The following is a 20,430-nucleotide window of genomic DNA, read 5'->3' as shown; positions in this document are numbered from 1 at the left end:
ATTATCGCCCTCCATTTATTAAATGCCTGCGCAGAAGATCAAGCGCTGTTTTAGCGGCCAGTATACGAATGGACTCTCGGTTTCCCACAAAGTGCATTTCTTTAACTTGCAAAAGATCTCCGGCAGCCAGGCAAATGTAGACCAAACCCACCGGCTTCTCTTTCGCATCACTATTGGGTCCCGCAATTCCAGTAATGGAAAGGGCCAGTTCTGCGCCAGATTTTTTTTGCATACCCTGAGCCATCTCCCGGGCTACTTCCGGGCTAACTGCACCATGTTTTTCTAAAGTCTCCCGCTTAACATCCAGGTAAAGCATCTTGGCTTCATTGCTATAAGAAGTGACTGAGCCCCAGAAGTACTCAGAACTTCCGGGCAAGTCAGTTATCATCTTGGCTAATAATCCCCCAGTACAGGATTCAGCAACGGCTAGTTTTTTCTCCGTTTCTACCAGGCAGCGGGCCACAACCGAAACCAGGCTATCATCATCATAGCCCACTATATGACGACCCACAGATTCTTTGATGCTTTGGCTTACTTTCTCCATAAGCTCTTGACTGTGATTAATATCTTGACCCTCAACCGTAAGCTTTATGTGTATTTCACCATCTACTGCCAGCAGGGCCATAGCAAGCTCAGGATAAGCGTCCATTACACTATCCAACATCTTTTCCAGCTGTGACTCCCCGGGACCCAGGATTTTTATGGTCCTTCGTATCACCCGGTTTACCGCCTGGGGGAAGTCTCTTTCCAGCCTGGGTTCAATTTCCTGTTTAAACATCGGTTCCATCTCCCGTGGCGGGCCCGGAAGCAGTACTAGAACTTTATTATCCTTTTTGAGGTACATACCAGGAGCAGTTCCCAGCGAGTTATATATTATCTCTGCTTCTGGTGGAAACAGTGCTTGCTTCAGGTTGGATTCAGGCATGGACCTCTGGCGGCGGGCAAAATAATCTTTCAGCCTTTGTACTTCCACCATGTTTATCAGCATATCACATCCCATTACTTCGCAAGCTACTTCTTTTGTCAAGTCATCTCTGGTGGGTCCTAGACCGCCACTGGAAACAACAATATCTGCCAGGTCCAGGGCATTCTCAAAGGCCTTTTTTATCGTATTATGATTGTCCCCCACTACTACCTTTCCAACCACCCTGATTCCTCGATTAAATAGCCTTTCGGCAATATATGTCGAATTGCTGTCATTGGTAGTACCGAGCAGCAATTCAGTGCCAGTGGAAATAAGACAGGCTGTTTTCATTCCCAGCATCTCCTTATATGATCTTGATGTCATTGCAAAAAGTTATAAGCTTGCCTAGAAAAGGGTTTTTGCAGCAGAGTCCTATTTTGGTTACTTAAATATACTCACTTAAGCAAGCTCAATTTCAATTTTCCCTTTTTATTCTATTACAAATTCCATAGCGGTGCAAAAAATATCCGCTGGGCTAATAAAATTGATAAAAACAAAACAGCCAGGTCTAGAACCTGGCCTGGAATCGTTAGTCCCCAAGAACAATCTTTAAAACAAAAGCATCGTCTCTTTCTCATGAAGCTATTTCCGATAACTGCAGCAAAGCTAACAGCCGGTTGCGATCAAGGGATTCTTCATCCAATACGCCGGCAGCTATCTTTTCCAGGGCCAGGATATTTTCCTGCAATAGTTCCCTGGTTTGCTCTTCCAACTCCTTTATTATGGCCTTACATTCCCGATAAAAGGTGGGAGTAGGTATTTCCTCAGCTTTTACTATTCCCAGTGATGAGAGACCGGCATCTATAATTCCCCGTACCAGATCCCAGGCCTGGGCAAAATCATTGCGGGCGCCAGTACTGCGGTTGCCAAAGATAATTTCCTCAGCCAGGGCTCCAGCCAGCGCAACCATAATCTGTTTTTCCAGTTCATCGCGGGTATAGAGATACTGGTCTTCCTGGGCAGCTTTACGCATAAAACCCAGAGCACCACCCCGCGGAACAATAGTCAGGGCTGAAACCGATCCTGGTTGCAGGAGTTCACTAACCAGGGCATGACCGCTTTCATGTATACTTACCCGTTCCATCTCCTTGGAGGATGGTTTTCTATCCATTTTTTCTCCCATTATTACTTTATCGATAGCTTCCTCAAAGTGCCGGGCTTCGATTCTAGGCAATTTTTCCCGCATAGCCAGAATCGCCGCTTCATTCGCCAGGCTTTCTAAATGGGCGCCAGAAAATCCAAATGTGGCTCGGGCAATCTCCTCCAGTATCAATTCGTCATCTAAAGGCTTGTTACGGGTATGGATATTCAGAATTTTAGTCCGACCGTGTTTGTCCGGTAAGCCTACCTGAACCTGACGGTCAAAACGGCCTGGTCGCAAAAGTGCCGGGTCCAGCATGTCCGCCCTATTGGTTGCGGCTATTATTAATAAGCGGGTTTCTTCGTTTTGGCTGATACCATCCATCTCCACCAGCAACTGGTTTAGCGTCTGGTCGTATTCCATGTGGCTGCTGTTACTTCCTCTCTTAACCCCCAGTATTTCCAGCTCATCGATAAAAATGATTGCGCTCTTCTTTTTTGCCTTACTAGCTTTGACGCGGGCATCTTTGAAAAGCTGGCGAATCCTCTTGGCCCCAATTCCCGCATACATTTCGATAAACTCACTACCTGAAGCAGCAATGAAAATAGAACTGGTAAAGCTGGCAGCAGCCCTGGCCAGTAAAGTTTTGCCGGTACCTGGCGGCCCTACCAGTAGAATGCCTTTAATGGGCCTGATTCCCATCTTACCTATTTCATCCGGTCTTAAAATAAATTGCAGGGCTTCCTGCAATTCTTTAATGGCCGCATCCTGCCCCCCTATATCTTCGAAGCGGGCATGGCGAGAATTTTTTAGCGCCCCTCCCACTTCATTGAACTTAATTGAGCCCTGGGTCTGCATAAAAAAGAAAAACCCTCCCATTATCAGGGCAATTAAAACAAAGGGGATGATATTAACACCGATGATAGCAAGAAATACTACCAGGCCTACGGCTGAGCCTACCAAAATCTCCCTCACAACTACTTCCTCCCTGTTTCTGCCGGGCTGCTACTGCTAGTTCTTTCAATTACTTCATAAAGATATTTCTGCTCGTCCCAAATCTGAAGATAGAGGCGCTCTTTATCGATATACATAGCGTGCTTCATTCCCTGGGCAGCAACTTTCTCAGCTAACAGTTCATTCAGCCAAATAAAACACTTATCGGCAAGAGCTTCATAAATCGCAGGTTGAAGGGTATTAAAAAACGCTTGTAAATCCTGGTTGCGCTGGTCACCAATCTTCAATTCATAGTCTCCATCGTTCAATCTGCTATTCAAAACTCGGCTGATATCCACATAGCTCTGCTGAATGTTGTCCACCTTTTTTAGCTCCACCTTAATTTCATATCCCTTTTCACCTTTATTAACTTCGACTTTCTTTACCCCTTCTTGTACCAACAACTCAGCTTTAAGGGGTTTCTCTATTCCCCATTTAACATATAGGTTGTAAGCACCTAAGAAAACACCCAGACTTAAAATCAAGGCGGCAATAGAAATAAATACGCGAAATTCGTTGTTTTTCATCGAATTTTGCCCCCCTCACCTGCTTATTATAACATAGACCCTGCTGGCAAAGAGTTGATTAATATTTGGTAATTACGCAGAAAAAGAAGAGTAGCGAGGTAGGGTAAGTTCTAGCCATCGGAATGCAACTTGAAGCGATAAAAGTACTCAAAGCCGGATATTAATGTTATGACTACCGCAAAATACATTACCCATCGTCCCAATGGTAGATCAATATAGGGTTGGTAGGCTTTTTCCAGAATAATTAAAATAACGGCCACTATTTGACTTATGGTCTTAATTTTGCCCAGTTTACTGGCTGGAATAATAATTCCTTCTTCGGCCTTGACCACCCGCAATCCCGATACGGCAAATTCCCGTCCCAGAATTATTATGGCAATCCAACCCTGAATTCTCCCCAATTCAACCAGACTGATCAATGCTGCCGTAATTAAGAGTTTATCAGCTATGGGGTCGAGAATAATCCCCAGTTTGGTAACCTGTTTCCATTTTCTTGCCAAATACCCATCCAGGCTATCCGTCAAAGCAGCAGTAATAAAAACAGCAGCTGCAAAATAGTCCCCATAAGGAATTTTGATTAACAAAATCAGTACAAAAACAGGGATTAAAAAAATCCGCATCAATGTCAAGCTGTTTGGCACATTCATTGGTATTCCCCAATCATATCATAGTTCCTTACACCTACTAATTGTACATCAACAAAGCTACCTTTGGCCAACTTGGATTCTGTTTTTACCAGAGTCAAGCCATCAACCTCAGGAGCTTGAAAATATGTTCTTCCGGCATATAAATTTTTGCTGAGTTGCGAAGAAATTAAAACCTTTTCCCGGGAATTAATTCGCGCCAGGTTCTTTTGTCGGGTAATTTTTTGCTGGAGTCTAAGTATTTTATCCCTTCGTTCTACCTTGATTTTATCCTCAATTTGCTCGGGCATCAATGCAGCTTCACTGCCTTCCTCTGGGACAAAACAAAAAGCTCCCAACCAATCAAATTGACTTTCAGCCACAAATTCATAGAGCTCTGCAAAATCTTTTTGCTCTTCACCGGGAAATCCAAGCATTACTGTGGTGCGCAAGGCTAGATTGGGGATTCTTGCTCGCAACTTGCTTATCATCATACGCAAATGTTTATTATCATGCTGGCGATGCATTTGTTTTAGAATTCGAGAAGAAGCATGTTGAATGGGAATGTCGAGATAAGGAAGCACCTTGCTTTCTTTCGCAATAGTATCAATTATATCATCGCTCAAGTAAAGAGGATGCAAGTACATTAAACGAATCCATTCTAGTCCGTCAATGCTGGATAACTCTCTCAAGAGCATCGGCAGTGTAGTCCGGGGGGAAATATCATGGCCATAGGCGGAAGTATCCTGGGCTACGAGAACCAATTCTTTAACACCCATCTTAAGCAACTGGGCCGTTTCATCCAGCAATTCCTCAAGTGGTCTGGAACGCAATCTGCCGCGGATGGAGGGAATGACACAGTAAGCACAAGAATTATTACAGCCTTCACTAATTTTCAGATAGGCAGACCCTGGGGGTGTGCTGAGCATTCGCGGCCCTTTTTCCGAATATATAAGCGGCGGTGCTTCCATAAAGGAGACTCTCTCTCCCTGAACAACCCGTTCAACAACCCCGGCAATAGAGGATAGAGAGGATATGCCAAAAACCCCATCGAGTTCCGGTATTTCTGTTAATAAATCTCGACCATATCGCTGGGATAGGCAACCAGCAGCTATAAGATATTGTAGGCTTCCCGTTTTCTTTAATTCACCAGTTTCAATAATTGCCTCTATTGATTCTTCTTTTGCCGGTGTAATAAAACCGCAGGTATTCACAATTACCAAATCCGCTCTTTCCAGCGAATTCACTATTTTATGTCCCGCCTTCTTCAGGGTCGCCATCATTACCTCAGTATCCACCTGGTTTTTGGAGCAGCCTAGACTAATAAAACCAATATTCACCCGTTATTACTCCTGTTTAACTTGCTTCCCCGGGGCCAGGAATTCCCTTTCTTTCACTTCCCCAGGCATACCCATTGTGCCCTCTTTATGACCATTAAAAGTTATCTCTATACCCCCGGCATTTCCGGCTTTGATGTAAATGGACTGCTTTCCTTCGAAAACTCTATTTTCACCTGCTTTTAAAGTACCTGAATATATAATTTCATCATCCACCTTTACCAGCGTCCAGCACTTTTGTTTGGCTTCGATTTCTAGCCGGGCAGTTTTAGCCACGGGAGCTTCCTTTTTTGGCTTATCGTTGTGCCCTTGTTCATTTGGCTGTTCTTGCCGCGAAATCCCCGAACCCATATTCCGGGTTCCCTCCTGCGCCAAATAGTCTACTAAATAATTGCCCAACCATACTGCCAGTACCAAAAAAGCCAGGGCAAAAAAGAGGTTTTTGAAACGAAACCAGCTTTTCGGTTCAGATGATAGCGTTTGTTTAAGGTTGATGTCATCATTATCCTCACCATCCCCATAAGCCAATCGTCTAAACTCACCCACTATCTGCTTTTCATCCAACTCCAACATTCGAGCGTATTGCTTTACAAAACCGCTGGCATAGATTTTCGGCGGAAGCAAAGAAAAATGGTCATTTTCCAGGGCTTCCAAATAGTATTTTCGTATCTTGGTTTCCTCTTCCACAAATTCCAGAGTATAACCAAGTTGTTCTCGCCTCTCACGGAGAGTCTTTCCCCATGCCAATTTACTTCACTCCTAATTAGATCCTGACCCTAAATTTTATCGATTTATAAGCCTCTTTGTATATTTATGCAACCCTTATGCAACAAAAAGGGGTTTTTGCAGGAGAATCAAAATATCAGTGAGGATATTTTTAAAAACTACAATATATAGTGTTGTTATCTTTTACACACACTGCATATTTAAACCATTTTCGCGGAAGAATTATGCAAAAGCCTCAATCATTAGACGAGGCTGTACCCATAGCTATTCTAACTGCCTGTCGCAAAGAATAACCACTGGATAGGCCATAAACAATCCCTGCTAATAAAGCAGGTAATCCCTCTCTACTATCAAAACTCTGGTTGGGGAGTAAGGGAAACTCATAAGCGATTCCTTGCTGAAAATAAAGCAGCCTCGTGTTTCCGTCACTTAGAACAATGCTTTGCACTCCATCAGAACTCAACATCTGAGCCTGGCTTGAATAATAGTCCAGTATACTATCATCTTGTACCCCTAAAACCAACAGAGCATAGCGTGACAAATAAGGTGGCATTTCTTCTATTAAATCCAAGTAACGGTAGGTGCAGAAGAAGGGGAGTTTCTCCTCATCCTTTCCAATTGATTTAAGATGCAAAAGCTCCTGAAACTTGCTTTCAACTGCCAACCATTCACAGTTGAAAACTACCCATTCTCTAGCATCAATTGCCTTCTCATATTCCTGCATACTAAAATTTTCTTCCAGTATCCGATTATCGTTTAAGAATATTTTACGACAGCTTCTTTTTTTGGTATGTCTAAATATATTTACTGTATCGATACCTTTACCTTGCAGTTCATTTAAAATATTTGTTCCTTCATTGTCATTTCCTATTATAGTTATTAGTTTAACATTTAAGCCAAAGTTTGCAAAAATTCTTCCTGTATCGACAGCAAATCCTCCCAAGCCAATATTAATCGAACAATCATCTTCTGCCCCACTGGTTTTGATGTAATAGTAGCTTTCTCCAATAACAACTACTGAGACCTGTTCGTTAAAAACATATCCCTTTCCCAGAATTACACCTTTTTTCATCAGGTTGGATATATGGACCGCTATTGACGAACGAGTTATAGCTAAGCGTTGTGCCAGTTCCTCCTGAGAAATCAGAGGTTCTTTCTTCAATACTTCAAAAATTTCCTTTTCTCTAGAGGTTAACCTCATATTCAATCTCCCTTTTAAAATGGCTCAGGGCAAAAGCTGGTAAAATGTTACAACCTCGCCCCCATCCTGGCTATAGTAAAATGGCAACCTGGACTTTACACTGCCTGCATATTAACACAGTTTAGAGTTGCTGCATAGTTTATCCAATTGCTCTCTATCGATTAAAACTTCGCGCTTTTTGCTGCTATCCAATTCCGATACTATTCCCCTATCTTCCATCAAATCAACCAGGCGTGCCGCCCGGGCATAACCTATGCGTAAGCGTCTCTGCAGCAAGGATACTGAGGCCTTACGATTCTCTACAAAAACGCTTACCGCATCCCAAAAGAGTTCATCGCCATAGTCCTCTTCCAATCTATCCAGAGCCATATCTATCTCGCTGGCTACCTCGGCTTCTTCGGACTGGGGCAGCTGTTCTTTGACATAATTGACCACCTTCTCGATATCTCCATCGCTAACATAAGCCCCTTGTACCCGGTAAGGTTTTGCTGCTCCTACCGGCAAAAAAAGCATGTCCCCTTTCCCCAAGAGTTTTTCCGCTCCAGAAGAATCCAGGATGGTCCGCGAATCAGCCTGGGAAGAAACTGCAAAAGCTATACGCGAGGGAATATTGGCCTTAATTATACCAGTAACCACATCTACTGAAGGTCTTTGGGTGGCGACAATCAGATGCATCCCAGCAGCCCGGGACATTTGCGCCAGTCGGCAAATGGAATCTTCCACCTCAACAGGCGAAACCATCATCAAATCAGCCAGTTCATCAATGATTATTACGATATAAGGCAAGCTTTCTTCGCTAAGCTGATTAAATCTCTGAATATCTCTTACCCCTCGATCAGCAAACATTTTATAGCGTTTTTCCATTTCTGAAACCATCCAGCGCAGTACCACCGAGGCCTTCTTGGGATCGGTAACTACTGGAGTCATTAAATGAGGAATACCATTATAAGCAGCGAGCTCAACCATTTTAGGATCTATAAAGACAAATTTTAATTCATCCGGTGTCGAATTGAACAGGAAGATCATTATCATACTGTTGATACAGACACTTTTCCCCGATCCGGTGGATCCGGCAATCAAAAGATGAGGCATATCGTTCAACTTTCCCACCACGGTATTGCCACTGATATCCTCCCCTAAAGCAAAGGCCAGAGGAGTGTTTAAATTCTTGAAAGCCGGCGAAGAAAGGAGGTTGCGTAAACCTACACTTAAGAGTTTACTGTTGGGAACTTCTATGCCCACTGCTGATTTCCCTGGAATAGGAGCCTCTATTCTTATTCCCGGTGCAGCCAGGTTCAACTGCAAATCATCAGTAAGACTTAGAATCCTGCTAACTTTAACCCCCGGAGCCGGCGTAAGTTCATAACGGGTTACAGCTGGTCCACAGCTAACCTGGTTGACTTTCACCTTGATGCCAAAATTTGCAAAGGTATCTTCTAGAACTCCAATACTTTCCTTGATATTTTTTTTATCAATAATTCTTTCCCGGCTAACTTCACCCAGCAAATCCAAAGGGGGCTTCTGATAATCAAGCTGACTACTTATCGACCGGATTTTGTTCTTATCTGTATAAGAAATTGATTTATCAAGACTAATGGCCGATTCAGGCAACAAGGGGGCATTTTCCACCCGCGACCACTCATTCCCGATCTCCCCTGGTGACGATTCTGGATGGTTAATTATTACCTGATCTCGACTTTCTCCCGGTAGCGGCAAATCATCATCAGCCTCATAATACATTATCTTGTCCAGGCTGCTCTTTAAAACACGGCTGGAATTAATAATAAAGTCAATAATAACCTTAATGGGTTTACCCACTATCAGCAAAATAGCAACTGCCATATTTAAAATTAAAATTATTGTTGCTCCTACTTTCCCAAGCAAGGTAATAACCCCGGTAACCAGAACACCGCCCAAAATCCCGCCGCCCATACCTTTAGTTCCTGCTTCCCAGGCACTTAATCCGCTTGGTATATCATAAAGGCTGAGCCAGAGTAAACATGATAAAAATATAAGGCTGGCTCCCCACATGCGAATAGACCATATTTTCCTATCAATACCAATAACCATAGACCAGAACAACAAATAAAAAGAGAAAAACAATGCTCCACTACCCAGCAAAAGCTCTAAACCCTTTAAAATATAGGTGCCCAGAACTCCAATAAATTGTGTGCTTTCAACCCTGCCGCTAAATCGGCTCACACTAATATAGACAAAAATAGCCAGCATGAAGACAACCAGTGCTATTATTTCCCTTTTTATCCGCTCCCGGCTTATTTTACTTTTGTCTTTTGTTTTTTCGGATTTGGCTTTAGGCTTTTTTCCCTTATCTTGAATGATTATTTCACCTCTTGTTCCCAGATACAAAGAAGCCATTTGCTTGCGACATCCTGTCACGCGCGCCCTTTCGCCTGCACACCTTAGCCGGGGTGTTGCATCCATGCTTCGCCAATACCGTTTGTTATATTTATACAACTCTTATTCAACAAAAGGGGTTTTTTAGTGGAGTAAATACTATAGATGTGTTCGCCAATTATTGGTATAATCCTTCCTCATAAATGAAAAAACAGGGGCTTACCCCCCGTTTACTCTGTATTCTATTTACCTATATTATACCAACATAGGGTAATGACCGCTAAAATCCAACAATAGTAAGAAAAATATGCCAATTTCCCTTTTCGCACCAGACCCAACACTACTTTAATGGCAAATAAGCCGAATAGAGCTGCTGTCAACGGCCCCAAAGTGTAAGGTAAGATGTTGCTGGCAGGTATTCCGGTAACAAATACATCACTTAATTCAAAAATACCGGCTCCGATTATTACCGGAATGGAAAGCAAGAAAGAGAATCGAGCTGCAAATTCCCGATCCAGACCGGCCATCAAACCGGCAGCTATGGTAGAACCTGAGCGAGATAAACCCGGTACAATGGCCAGGGCCTGAAGAATGCCAATAAATAATGCATCTGAAAAGGCGGTCTCTTCCTCTTGTTTCAGGCCAAAATGCCTTTGAGCTAAATTTTCAGACAAGCTTAAGAGTATTCCCGTAAATATCAAGGCAATTCCTACTACTAAAAGAGAGTCAAAGGCCTTTTCGAAATACGGAGCCAGGAGAAAACCAGCTAATCCAGCAGGAATACATCCCACAATAAGCAAATATGTCAAACGGCAAAAAGGCTTCTTCAATATACCCAAAATATCGTCCCAAAAGGCTATAAATACCGCAATTAGAGTGCCAAGATGAACCAATACATCAAAAGTTAAGGGGGCTTCTTCAATAGCAAAAATATGTTGGAAAATAACCAAATGACCAGAACTGCTTACGGGAAGGAATTCGGTTAATCCTTGTACCGCACCCAAAACTATCGCCTGAAATAAAGTCAAAATCCTCTCTCCCCTTGAAAAACACTTTTTAGATTATATCACATTGCCTGTGATAAATGTCTGCAAAATGCTTGAGCCTGCTGCCATCAAGCTTTTAATTTTTCCCAATCCGGCTGCATAGCAATAATTGTTCCCGGTTGGTATTGGCTATTTAAATAATCCAGGGGGTCAGTGCTCACAATATTTAATATTCTTAATTGCCTGGATTCATCTTTCACCGCATTAATCACTCCCCCTGACGGAAGCTTCAGAATTATAGGCTCTCCTAACTCCTGACCGTAAGCAAGGTATTCCATGGGATCAGGTGTATAAAATATCATTGTACCATTCCCCCGGGAGCATTTTTTAATTCATGTATTTTGGCCAGGGCATCCTTGATGCCGCCCAACTGGTCAATTAAACCGCAATCAACCGCATCCTTACCTACCAGTACAGTACCAATATCACGGGCCAGATCTCCCATTCTGAACATTAATTCCCGGAACTTTTCTTCACTTATATTAGAATGCTCCACTACAAAACGAACCACCCGATCCTGCATTTTATCCAGGTATTCATAGGTTTGGGGTACTCCGATTACTAAACCAGTCAAACGTATTGGGTGAATCGTCATAGTAGCTGAAGGGGCAATAAACGAATAATTTGTACAGACTGCAATGGTAGAGCCTATAGAATGCCCGCCCCCTAATACTATGGAAACGGTAGGTTTAGAGAGACTGGCTATCATTTCGGCCAGTGCCAGGCCAGCTTCCACATCTCCACCCACAGTATTAAGCGCCACCAACAAGCCCTTAATCTGCGGATTTTCTTCCACTGCTACCAGTTGGGGTATAATGTGTTCGTATTTAGTGGTCTTATTCTGCGGGGGAAGTACCATATGGCCTTCAACCTGACCAGAAATGGTTATACAATGGATATCGCTCTTGAAACTGGGTACTTCAATCTGACCCAGTTCTTTGATGTTTTCTACTTTTTGCTCAGTTTCACTGCTTGACGTATGGTGGGGTTGCCGCAAAACACCTTGCTCCCTTCTTCAGTATATTTCCTTTTTCTTAGCATCACCCCAAGGGAGAAAATAATACATGAAAATAACAAAAGGGGCAGGCTGGACCTAATGAAGCAGAGTCCAGCCTGCCCCTTTTTAATTCAGATTTATACCTCTACTATGATTGGCAATATCATGGGTCGACGACCTGTTTTTTCATACAGATGCTTACCCAGCTTCTCGCGAACCTGAGCTTTTATAACGGCCCATTCGCTTATATTCCTTTTGGAGCATACCTCCAGGGCCTCATTGACCTTTTCTTTAGCATTCTCAATCAACTTCTCGGATTCGCGGACATAAACAAAACCACGGCTAACAATGTCGGGCCCCGCTACTACTTCACCGGATTCTTTGTTTATTGTAACCACTACAATCATGATACCATCCTGGGAAAGCTGTTTGCGGTCGCGAAGTACAATATTACCCACATCTCCTACGCCCAGTCCATCTACCAGTACTTTTCCTGCTGTTACTTTCCCACTGGTAACGGCTTTCTTTTTTCCCACCTCGATTATCTGGCCATTTTCGGCAACAAAAATGCGTGATCTCGGTATACCCAGGCTTTCCGCGAGTTTAGCATGCTTCATCAAATGCCGGTATTCACCATGCACGGGTATAAAATACCTGGGTCGGATAAGATTCAGCAGGATTTTCAATTCTTCCTGCGAGGCATGACCAGAGACATGTACTCCTGCCCCCTTTTCATATATCACTTCTGCACCCTGCCTAAATAGCAAGTCAACCGTTTTTGCCACCAATTTTTCATTTCCGGGGATAGGAGTAGCTGATATAATGACAGTATCCCCTGGTTCAATAGCCACCCAGCGATGATCCGCCGTGGCTATTCGGGTAAGAGCAGACATAGGCTCACCCTGAGAACCAGTAGTTACGATAACGATCTCACCCGTTGGATACTTACCAATATCCTCCATCTCAATCAATATTCCATCGGGAATATTCATATAGCCCAGTTGACTGGATATACGCACATTATTAACCATACTGCGTCCTACCACTGCTACTTTACGCCCATATTTTTGGGCTGTAGAGATTACTTGCTGAATTCGATGAACATTGGAGGCAAAGGTAGTAACAATTATGCGACCTTCACATTTGCCAAACAATTCATCAAAGGTATTCCCCACTACCTTCTCCGACATGGTAAATCCCACTTTGTCAGCATTAGTGCTATCACCCAGCATAACCAGTACGCCTTTTTCGCCCAGTTCGGCTAATTTCCGAAAATCCACCACTTCTCCATCGACTGGCGTCTGGTCCAGCTTGATATCTCCGGTATGCAGTATTATTCCGAGCGGGGTGTGCAGGGCTATGGCCAGAGCATCGGGAATACTATGACTAACTCTTATGAATTCCACTTCATAAGGACCAATAGATATTAGATCACGGGGACGAACAGTCTGCAATTGGACACTTCCCAGGTTGTGTTCTTTAAGCTTTTCCTCTACAATTCCCAGGGTTAGCCTGCTTCCATATACGGGCACATTTATTTCTTTCAATACATAAGGAAGCCCTCCCACATGATCCTCATGTCCGTGGGTAAGCAATATGGCCTCAACCTTATCTTTGTTTTCCATCAGATAAGTAATATCAGGAATTACGATATCAATACCCAGCAATTCTTCTTCAGGGAACATAAGCCCGGCATCAATAACTAAAATACTATCCTGATATCTGATGGCAGTCATGTTCTTCCCAATTTCCCCCAATCCGCCCAGGGGAATAATTTTAACACGAGACTCTTCAGACATCAAAACACCCTCTTCATATTCAACTTTTTAAATCGTTCCGCAACAGCCGCACAATTACAGTAAGGATTAGAATCGCTTAATTTCCTAAAAATGTTTTGTGATCTTATCTAAACCCGTCAAGCTAATTAGGCTTAACTAAAACCCCTTCAAATATCCTTATGTAATTAACAAAAGCATTAACAGCACCGAACCTAATGCCATTTACCATAGATAATTCGTATTAACCCCCCCCATGGCCGGGGGCCACAACTACTGATGAAAAGTGAGTTTTAGGCTATTGAATAGTAAGATGTAGTAAAAAAACTTAACCCCTCACTCCTCACTTTTCTTACTAATGCTCAGATTACCTAAAATACCGTCCAAATCGTTCAATTTAATTATAACCTTTTACAGTGCCTGATACAACTCAATAAAGACTCCACTGCAAAAAACCCTTTTTGTTGCATAAGGGTTGCGTGAATATACAAAACGAGCGTTGGCGAAGGTAAAGGCGGGCGGTCGAAGACCGCCCTTACAATGCTTTGCGGTCGCTTTTAAGGTTGCTGAGCAGTATATTTATGCACACTAAGGCATATTTATTACTTTTTGCAGTGACATCAATAAATACTTAAATTAAGGAGTACCGCCTGATTCTTGTCCAGCAATTTCTTTAACGAAAAGAAGTTGCAAACAAGGGTAGATATATTAATCTACCCTTGTTTGCAACTGAAAATCTATTTTGATGAAATAAAAACACTTGCTCCAAGCTGGATGGCCTAAACCGGCTAATTTATGTAATCATCCATAGTGCAAAATGCCCCTGCAATTATAATTTATTCCAGCCTTATAATAAATGGTACTGGAGCAATACATCTTTTATTAACTTCTTTTCATCTTCTCCGGCAGCTGTCAGAGGCAATCTAAAGCCACCAACCCTCATTCCCAACATGTTCAAGGCTTCCTTGAGAGGTATAGGATTGGTAGTAACAAATAAAGCTTTGAATAAGGGAAAGAGCTGCCCATGAATCGACGCTGCCGCTTTGTTGTCGCCACAGATAAAAGCATCAATCATTTCCTTCATTCTCTTACCCACCAGATGGGAAGCAATGCTAACCACCCCATGAGCGCCCAAAGCCAGCATCGGAAGAGTAAGTGAGTCATCTCCGGAGTATATTAAGATATCTTCTCCAAGCAGATTCTTCAATAAAGAAACCTGATCCATATTACCGCTGGCTTCTTTGATAGCTACAATATTATCAATAGCCGCCAGCCTCTTAACCGTCTCTGGAAGCAGGTTGCAACTCGTGCGTCCCGGGACATTGTAAAGCATCACTGGCAAGGAAACACTGCCGGCAATGGCTTTGAAGTGCTGGTAAAGGCCTTCCTGGCTGGGTTTATTATAATAAGGAGTAACCAGCATGATTCCGTCTACTCCAGTCTTTTCCGCCTTACGACTAAGATCAATCGAATAATCAGTATAATTTGACCCGGTACCTGCCCATATTGGAATCTTATCCCCCATTTTTTCTTTTACTGCGGTAAATAGCTGCAGTTTTTCATCAGCACTGAGAACCGGGGATTCTCCGGTTGTACCGCAAACAACAATACCTTCACTACCATTTTCATAAAGGTATTCAGCCAGTTTAACCGCCCGAGAAAGGTTTACCTCCAAATTATCCCCATAGGGAGTAATCATGGCTGTCATTAAGCGGGGAGCTGACATTTCTTCACCACCATCCAATTTAATAAAGACTATCTCTAACCACTATTTCCGCTATTTGTATGGCATTAGTAGCTGCACCTTTTCGAATCTGGTCGGCCACCACCCAAAAAAGAATACCATTATCTAAAGACAAGTCCTGCCTAATCCTACCTACATAAACTTCATCCTTGTTAGAAGTATAAAGGGGCATAGGATAAAGTTTATTTTCCGGTTGATCCTGCAAAACTATTCCGGGGGCCTGGGAGAAAATCATTTTAACATCCTCCACCTTAAGTGGAGTTTCCGTCTCCACACTAATGGATTCGGAATGGCTTCTAAATACCGGAACTCTAACTGCTGTAGCAGCAATCTTCAGATCTGGAGCATGCATTATCTTGCGGGTCTCCCAGACTAGTTTCATTTCTTCGCGGGTATAATTATCCGGCATAAAATCATCAATATGAGGTATAAGGTTAAAGGCTATTGGATGCTGGAAAACCTCTGGAACCATGTCTTCTCCAGCCAAATAGTCCCGAACATGCTGATCAAGCTCGTCAATTCCAGCTTTTCCCGCTCCGGAAACTGCCTGGTAGGTCGAAACCAAAACCCTTTTCAGCCGAGCTGCCTGATGAATAGGGTTAATTGCCACAACCATTATTGTGGTAGAGCAATTAGGGTTAGCAATAATCCCTTGATGCTTGGCAATATCTTCCGAGTTTACCTCAGGAACCACCAGAGGCACATTTTCCTCCAACCTAAAGGCATAACTATTATCAATTACCAGGCAATTATTCTCCCGGGCTAGTGGAGCCAGAGCCTTACTTATATCAGTATTAACAGCAAATAACGCCAGATCTGCCTGCTTAAATGCTTCAGCATTAACTGCTCTTACCGTAAGAACTTCATCTCTGAATCTCACTTTGTTTCCTTCTTCACGAGGGTCAGCCAGGCAAATTAGTTCCTCCACTTTAAACTCTCGTTCTTCCAGAATCTTCATCATTTCCTGTCCTACGGCGCCTGTTGCTCCTACAATTGCAAGTCTAACTCCCTTTGCCACAAATCCTGCCTCCCGTTAAATGTTATTCTGTATTTTAGCACAATACCTCTTCTATTCTCAAGGACAATGGGGTGATTGTAATAAAGCCAACCAGCAAATCGGGTTTTTATAAAAGATCAAATCGGGCCAAGGAGAACTGGCTGTATTTGTTTACCCTGTAAAGCATAGACAATCGTATCAACCACCTTATCCATACAAGCAACCAGCGAATTAACCTTTTCCAGTGGGCTATCCTGCCGGAATGGAACAAAGAATATGTTTTTCATGTTGATCAGCATCCCTATATTCTTTGCATTTATACCTAAAGCATCATTAGTTGATAGAGCAATTACCACCGGTCTCTGGTTCCTTAACTGGCCTTTCACTGCCATTAAAGCCGGGGTGTCAACAATTCCATTGGCAAGCTTGGCGATGGTGTTACCCGTTGCCGGCATAACTACCACAATATCCAACAACCTTTGCGGTCCGATTGGTTCAGCCCCAACAATGCTATTAATTAAAGGTCGATCAGTTATTTCCTTTATTTCATTTTTTAAATCATTTACTTTATAGAAACGATTATCCACCTCGTTTACTGTGTAGGAAAACACCGGATAAATATCGGCTCCTTCCTCTTTAAGATTCTTGATCTGAGGGAGCACCTCGGCAGTGGTACAATGGGAACCGGTCAGAACCACTCCTATTCTGACTCCCCTTAAACGGGTCTTTTGCACTTTTGCCACCTCCTCTTTACTCCAAAACCAGGTTCTGCCCCATTTTACCTAGCTCTTTTATTATTAAACGCGGAACCAGTTCGGCCAGAATCTTACCCGCCGAAATCGGTGCCACCTTACCCGGAAGCCCGGGGGCTAGAATTGCTTTAAAACCATATTCATTCGCTGCTTCGAAGTCAGTCCCTCCGGGCTGGGTAGCCAGGTCAATGATTAAGGCATCGCAATTGGCCTGTCTTAAGACACTTTTGCTTAGCACCATGCTGGGAACAGTGTTAAAAACAAAATTACTATTACTTATAGCTGTGGTTAATTCTGAGTAATGGGCTCTTTTACAGCCCATTTCATAGGCCCTGGCCATTTGCCCTTCATTTCTTGCCACCACCGTAACATCTGAACCCAGAGCCCGGAGGGTGCGTGCAAGAGTAATCGCAATGCGACCAAAACCAATAATTAAACTCCTGCTCCCGTGGATCGTAATCTTGCTTTCTTCCATGGCTATCTGAATGGCTCCCTCGGCAGTTGGAATGGAATTCATTATGGCGATATCATCCATCTCGGTAATTTCTATGAGCCGCAGACTATACTTTCTTACCCACTCCTTGAGAAAAGGACGGGCTGAACCAATAATAAGCAGAGCATTATCTGCTAAAACGGCCACCGCCTTTTCGCTAAGCTTAAGCTCGCCCCCGGCATAGACAGCACGAATAATTCCTTCCAAGCTGGTTCCTGGCAGAGGTAATATCACGACTTTTGCATCCCGGCAAGCGTCTTCTACGCTATTAACAGCAGAAGCTCCATCGCATAATTTGGAACTGGGAAAGCCAGCAACTTTTAAAATGGCTCCCCTTTTTACCAGTTCAGATATCAGAATTAGCTCCCGGTCATCTCCACCCAGAACAGCAATTCTTTTTCCCGAAAGCAGCGAACTCACCCTTAAGTCCTCCTTTGGGATAATTCTGTAGCCACAATCAATAGCATTATATGTATTTGCCATAACAGTGGTGCTTGTCTTAATAAGCCAGGGCTGTTTAAGGGGATTTGAATTAACAACCTCCCATGCCCGGGGGACACAACCACTAGTTTTTTTGCAGTAGAGTCAGAAAACGAAAGAAGGCTACAGCTGAGCTAAGCAGACTATAGCCTTTTCGCAACTCACTTTAATATACAATTTGAGATATAAGAACTGAACTTAGAGAAAATTCTCCATACCATAGACCAGTTCCTTGCAGTGGAGTATTTTCTTGACTACCATCACTACACCGGGCATAAAACCAGCTCTATCAAATGAATCGTGCCTGATTTTGAGGCCCTGGCCGGCGCCTCCGAAAATCACTTCCTGGTGAGCGATTAAACCTGGTAAGCGTACACTATGAATCCTTACCTGGCCCAGATCTCCCCCACGGCAACCAGCTATTTTCTCAAATTCCCGAACATTTCTGGGCGGCCTCAAGGGTCGATTCTGATTTATCATTTCGGCGGTTTTTATGGCAGTACCAGAAGGGGCATCCATTTTTTGATCATGGTGCAGCTCTATAATTTCCACCTCAGGAAAGTACTTGGCCGCTTCACTGGCAAACTTCATCATCAATACGGCCCCAATAGCAAAGTTAGGGATAATGGCTGCCCCCACCTGCTTTTCTCCTGCCAGCCTCTCCAGTTCTTTGATTTCTATTTCGTTTAAGCCCGTTGTTCCAATTACACAGCGCACTCCTTTTTTCAAAGCGCTTCTAGCGTTATTAAAGACCGCCTGGGGATTGGTAAAGTCCACCATTACATCTGGCCTGAACCTTTCCAAAACCAGGTCGAGGTCGTTTTCCAGGTTTATATCCAATCCAACCATGCCCATTAAGTCGGCAATATTTTCTCCTTTGGCCTTAAGATCCACCGCAGCTATCAGCTCAAGTTCCTCGTCCCCGGCAATAGCTTTAAGTGTTTCCTTGCCCATTTTCCCCAGAGCCCCCGCTACTATTACCCTGGCCTTTTGCTTCATAATAAAACCTCCCGCATGCTATCCAAAAATCCTATATTTAAGCATCTGAAGAAACTGCGGAGCAATTTCAACACACCGCTGCAACGAGGTGGGGGATTAAAACCCGCCGCCTGCTTTGTTAATAGGAACCCGACCGCTTAAAGAAGCGGGGGACATATTTCACCTCGTTATAATTTATCACAATAGTCAAGCTGAGCTCGACCGGAGTACCCCAGCAATTGCTCTCTAGTTTTAAATTTAATGTCACTGCAAAAAGTAATAAATATGCATTAGTGTGCATATTTATACCGCTAAGCAACCTTAATAGCGACCGAAGGGAGCACCAGAAGTGCCCGCAGGGTGCAACCATTATAGCGATCGCAGGGTATTTAGGGAACGACCCCCGTGTCGTTCCGAATCAGGCGCAACAACCTTAATAGCGACTGCAAGGCATTGTAAGGGCGGTCTTCGAACGCCCGCTTTCACCTTCACCAGCGTTTTTTATATTCATGCAACCCTTATGCAACAAAAAGGGTTTTTTGCAGGGGAATCAAATGTAAATTAAATGGCACTATATAGCCTGGCTTGCTCTAGAACATATTTACTGATTTCCTGAACCATCCGTCTTTCATAAAAAGTTCTCAAATTAGGATGCTTTATAGCCTTATTGATAGTTTTTATAAATCTTTGCATAAATTTGATTTCATCCCTAATTTTCTGGATTAAATCATTACCTTCAATATAAGCATAGAGTTTTTCCAGATCCTCAACTATGGATTCTTCCTGGTTGGAGATGGCAAGTACGGCTGCATGTTCCAAAAGTTCATGTTTATCCAGGTCGTAGCCTAAAAATCGCAATATTAAGTCCAGTCGGCCTGTTAAGTCTCTGGTTAAAAGGATTTGGATGCTAAGCTCCTTTTTGCAGGATTCCAGTACCATTACCTGCTGCAATATATCTTTGTAGAGGGTTTTTAACAATTCATTCATTGTAAAGTCCCTCCCCCGGAACAAAAATCTCTCCCAATCGTTTGAGACTGGTAAGAGCTTTGATTGTTTGGCGAGCTCAGTGTTTTTTGGCAACTATAGTAATATTAACCTGATTAACAGATATTACCGGTAATGTTCTGGACTATAATTGCGCTGGATATTAATAAGGTCATTGTTATAGTTTTAATTCGACTTGAAGTTAATTATTCCTTTAGTGCAAAAACTTATTAATATGCATTCGTTTGCATAAAATATACCGCTCAGCAACATTAAAAGCGACCAAAGGGAGCATCAGAAGTGCCCGCAGGGTGCAACATTAAAAGCGACCAAAGGGAGCATCAGAAGTGCCCGCAGGGTGCAACATTAAAAGCGAC

At 43.1% G+C, this 20,430-nt stretch carries 18 protein-coding genes; all 18 read right to left on the bottom strand.

The annotated features are described in order from the left end of the window. Window position 1: 1 nt before the first annotated feature. The 18 genes from PHP87_RS01915 to PHP87_RS01830 all read right to left on the bottom strand — a co-directional run bounded on the left by PHP87_RS01915 (window position 2) and on the right by PHP87_RS01830 (window position 20,056). The gene (locus PHP87_RS01915) at window positions 2-1,255 is read right to left on the bottom strand and encodes a competence/damage-inducible protein A (protein WP_299917805.1); all 1,254 of its coding nucleotides are present in this window, start codon (window positions 1,253-1,255) and stop codon (window positions 2-4) included. Between the two features lie 283 nt (window positions 1,256-1,538). Beyond that, complete coding sequence (locus PHP87_RS01910; protein WP_299917803.1) at window positions 1,539-3,020, bottom strand: AAA family ATPase; 1,482 nt, start codon at window positions 3,018-3,020, stop codon at window positions 1,539-1,541. Between the two features lie 2 nt (window positions 3,021-3,022). Continuing rightward, window positions 3,023-3,565 carry a hypothetical protein gene (locus PHP87_RS01905; protein ID WP_299917802.1) on the bottom strand — a complete coding sequence of 181 codons (543 nt, stop codon included), beginning with the start codon at window positions 3,563-3,565 and terminating at the stop codon, window positions 3,023-3,025. A gap of 110 nt (window positions 3,566-3,675) precedes the next feature. Beyond that, on the bottom strand, window positions 3,676-4,212 hold the full coding sequence (pgsA, locus tag PHP87_RS01900; protein WP_299917800.1) for a CDP-diacylglycerol--glycerol-3-phosphate 3-phosphatidyltransferase: 537 nt from the start codon (window positions 4,210-4,212) through the stop codon (window positions 3,676-3,678). Next, window positions 4,209-5,528, bottom strand: coding sequence for a 30S ribosomal protein S12 methylthiotransferase RimO (rimO, locus tag PHP87_RS01895; RefSeq protein WP_299917798.1), 1,320 nt, complete (start codon window positions 5,526-5,528; stop codon window positions 4,209-4,211). Before rimO ends, pgsA begins: the two co-directional genes overlap by 4 nt. Before the next feature lie 6 nt (window positions 5,529-5,534). Continuing rightward, window positions 5,535-6,272 carry a RodZ domain-containing protein gene (locus tag PHP87_RS01890; RefSeq protein WP_299917795.1) on the bottom strand — a complete coding sequence of 246 codons (738 nt, stop codon included), beginning with the start codon at window positions 6,270-6,272 and terminating at the stop codon, window positions 5,535-5,537. Between the two features lie 214 nt (window positions 6,273-6,486). After that, entirely contained in the window at window positions 6,487-7,452 is a 966-nt protein-coding gene (locus tag PHP87_RS01885; protein ID WP_299917793.1) for a PfkB family carbohydrate kinase, read from the bottom strand. A 111-nt stretch (window positions 7,453-7,563) separates the two neighbouring features. Beyond that, complete coding sequence (locus PHP87_RS01880; protein WP_299917791.1) at window positions 7,564-9,828, bottom strand: DNA translocase FtsK; 2,265 nt, start codon at window positions 9,826-9,828, stop codon at window positions 7,564-7,566. Between the two features lie 221 nt (window positions 9,829-10,049). Next, a complete protein-coding gene (gene uppP, locus PHP87_RS01875) occupies window positions 10,050-10,835 on the bottom strand; it encodes an undecaprenyl-diphosphatase UppP (RefSeq protein WP_299917789.1) in 786 nt (261 codons plus the stop codon). Between the two features lie 86 nt (window positions 10,836-10,921). Then, on the bottom strand, window positions 10,922-11,155 hold the full coding sequence (locus PHP87_RS01870) for a YlzJ-like family protein (protein WP_299917787.1): 234 nt from the start codon (window positions 11,153-11,155) through the stop codon (window positions 10,922-10,924). Beyond that, window positions 11,152-11,850 carry a ClpP family protease gene (locus tag PHP87_RS01865; protein WP_299917786.1) on the bottom strand — a complete coding sequence of 233 codons (699 nt, stop codon included), beginning with the start codon at window positions 11,848-11,850 and terminating at the stop codon, window positions 11,152-11,154. The genes PHP87_RS01870 and PHP87_RS01865 overlap by 4 nt, the downstream gene beginning before the upstream one ends. A 137-nt stretch (window positions 11,851-11,987) precedes the next feature. Next, window positions 11,988-13,649: a ribonuclease J gene (locus tag PHP87_RS01860; protein ID WP_299917783.1), complete on the bottom strand. Its 1,662-nt coding sequence runs from the start codon at window positions 13,647-13,649 to the stop codon at window positions 11,988-11,990. 823 nt (window positions 13,650-14,472) lie between these two features. Next, window positions 14,473-15,351 carry a 4-hydroxy-tetrahydrodipicolinate synthase gene (dapA, locus tag PHP87_RS01855; RefSeq protein WP_299917781.1) on the bottom strand — a complete coding sequence of 293 codons (879 nt, stop codon included), beginning with the start codon at window positions 15,349-15,351 and terminating at the stop codon, window positions 14,473-14,475. Between the two features lie 19 nt (window positions 15,352-15,370). Further along, a complete protein-coding gene (locus PHP87_RS01850; protein WP_299917779.1) occupies window positions 15,371-16,387 on the bottom strand; it encodes an aspartate-semialdehyde dehydrogenase in 1,017 nt (338 codons plus the stop codon). Between the two features lie 116 nt (window positions 16,388-16,503). After that, the gene (locus tag PHP87_RS01845) at window positions 16,504-17,100 is read right to left on the bottom strand and encodes a dipicolinate synthase subunit B (RefSeq protein WP_299917778.1); all 597 of its coding nucleotides are present in this window, start codon (window positions 17,098-17,100) and stop codon (window positions 16,504-16,506) included. A 16-nt stretch (window positions 17,101-17,116) separates the two neighbouring features. Continuing rightward, window positions 17,117-18,031: a dipicolinate synthase subunit DpsA gene (gene dpsA / locus PHP87_RS01840; RefSeq protein ID WP_299917775.1), complete on the bottom strand. Its 915-nt coding sequence runs from the start codon at window positions 18,029-18,031 to the stop codon at window positions 17,117-17,119. A gap of 258 nt (window positions 18,032-18,289) precedes the next feature. Next, a complete protein-coding gene (gene dapB, locus PHP87_RS01835) occupies window positions 18,290-19,090 on the bottom strand; it encodes a 4-hydroxy-tetrahydrodipicolinate reductase (protein ID WP_299917774.1) in 801 nt (266 codons plus the stop codon). A gap of 540 nt (window positions 19,091-19,630) precedes the next feature. After that, a complete protein-coding gene (locus PHP87_RS01830; protein WP_299917772.1) occupies window positions 19,631-20,056 on the bottom strand; it encodes a hypothetical protein in 426 nt (141 codons plus the stop codon). Window positions 20,057-20,430 lie beyond the last annotated feature (374 nt).

The organism is Syntrophomonas sp., assembly GCF_028707975.1.
Taxonomy (GTDB): domain Bacteria; phylum Bacillota; class Syntrophomonadia; order Syntrophomonadales; family Syntrophomonadaceae; genus Syntrophomonas.
This window is presented reverse-complemented; position numbering and strand designations above follow the sequence as displayed.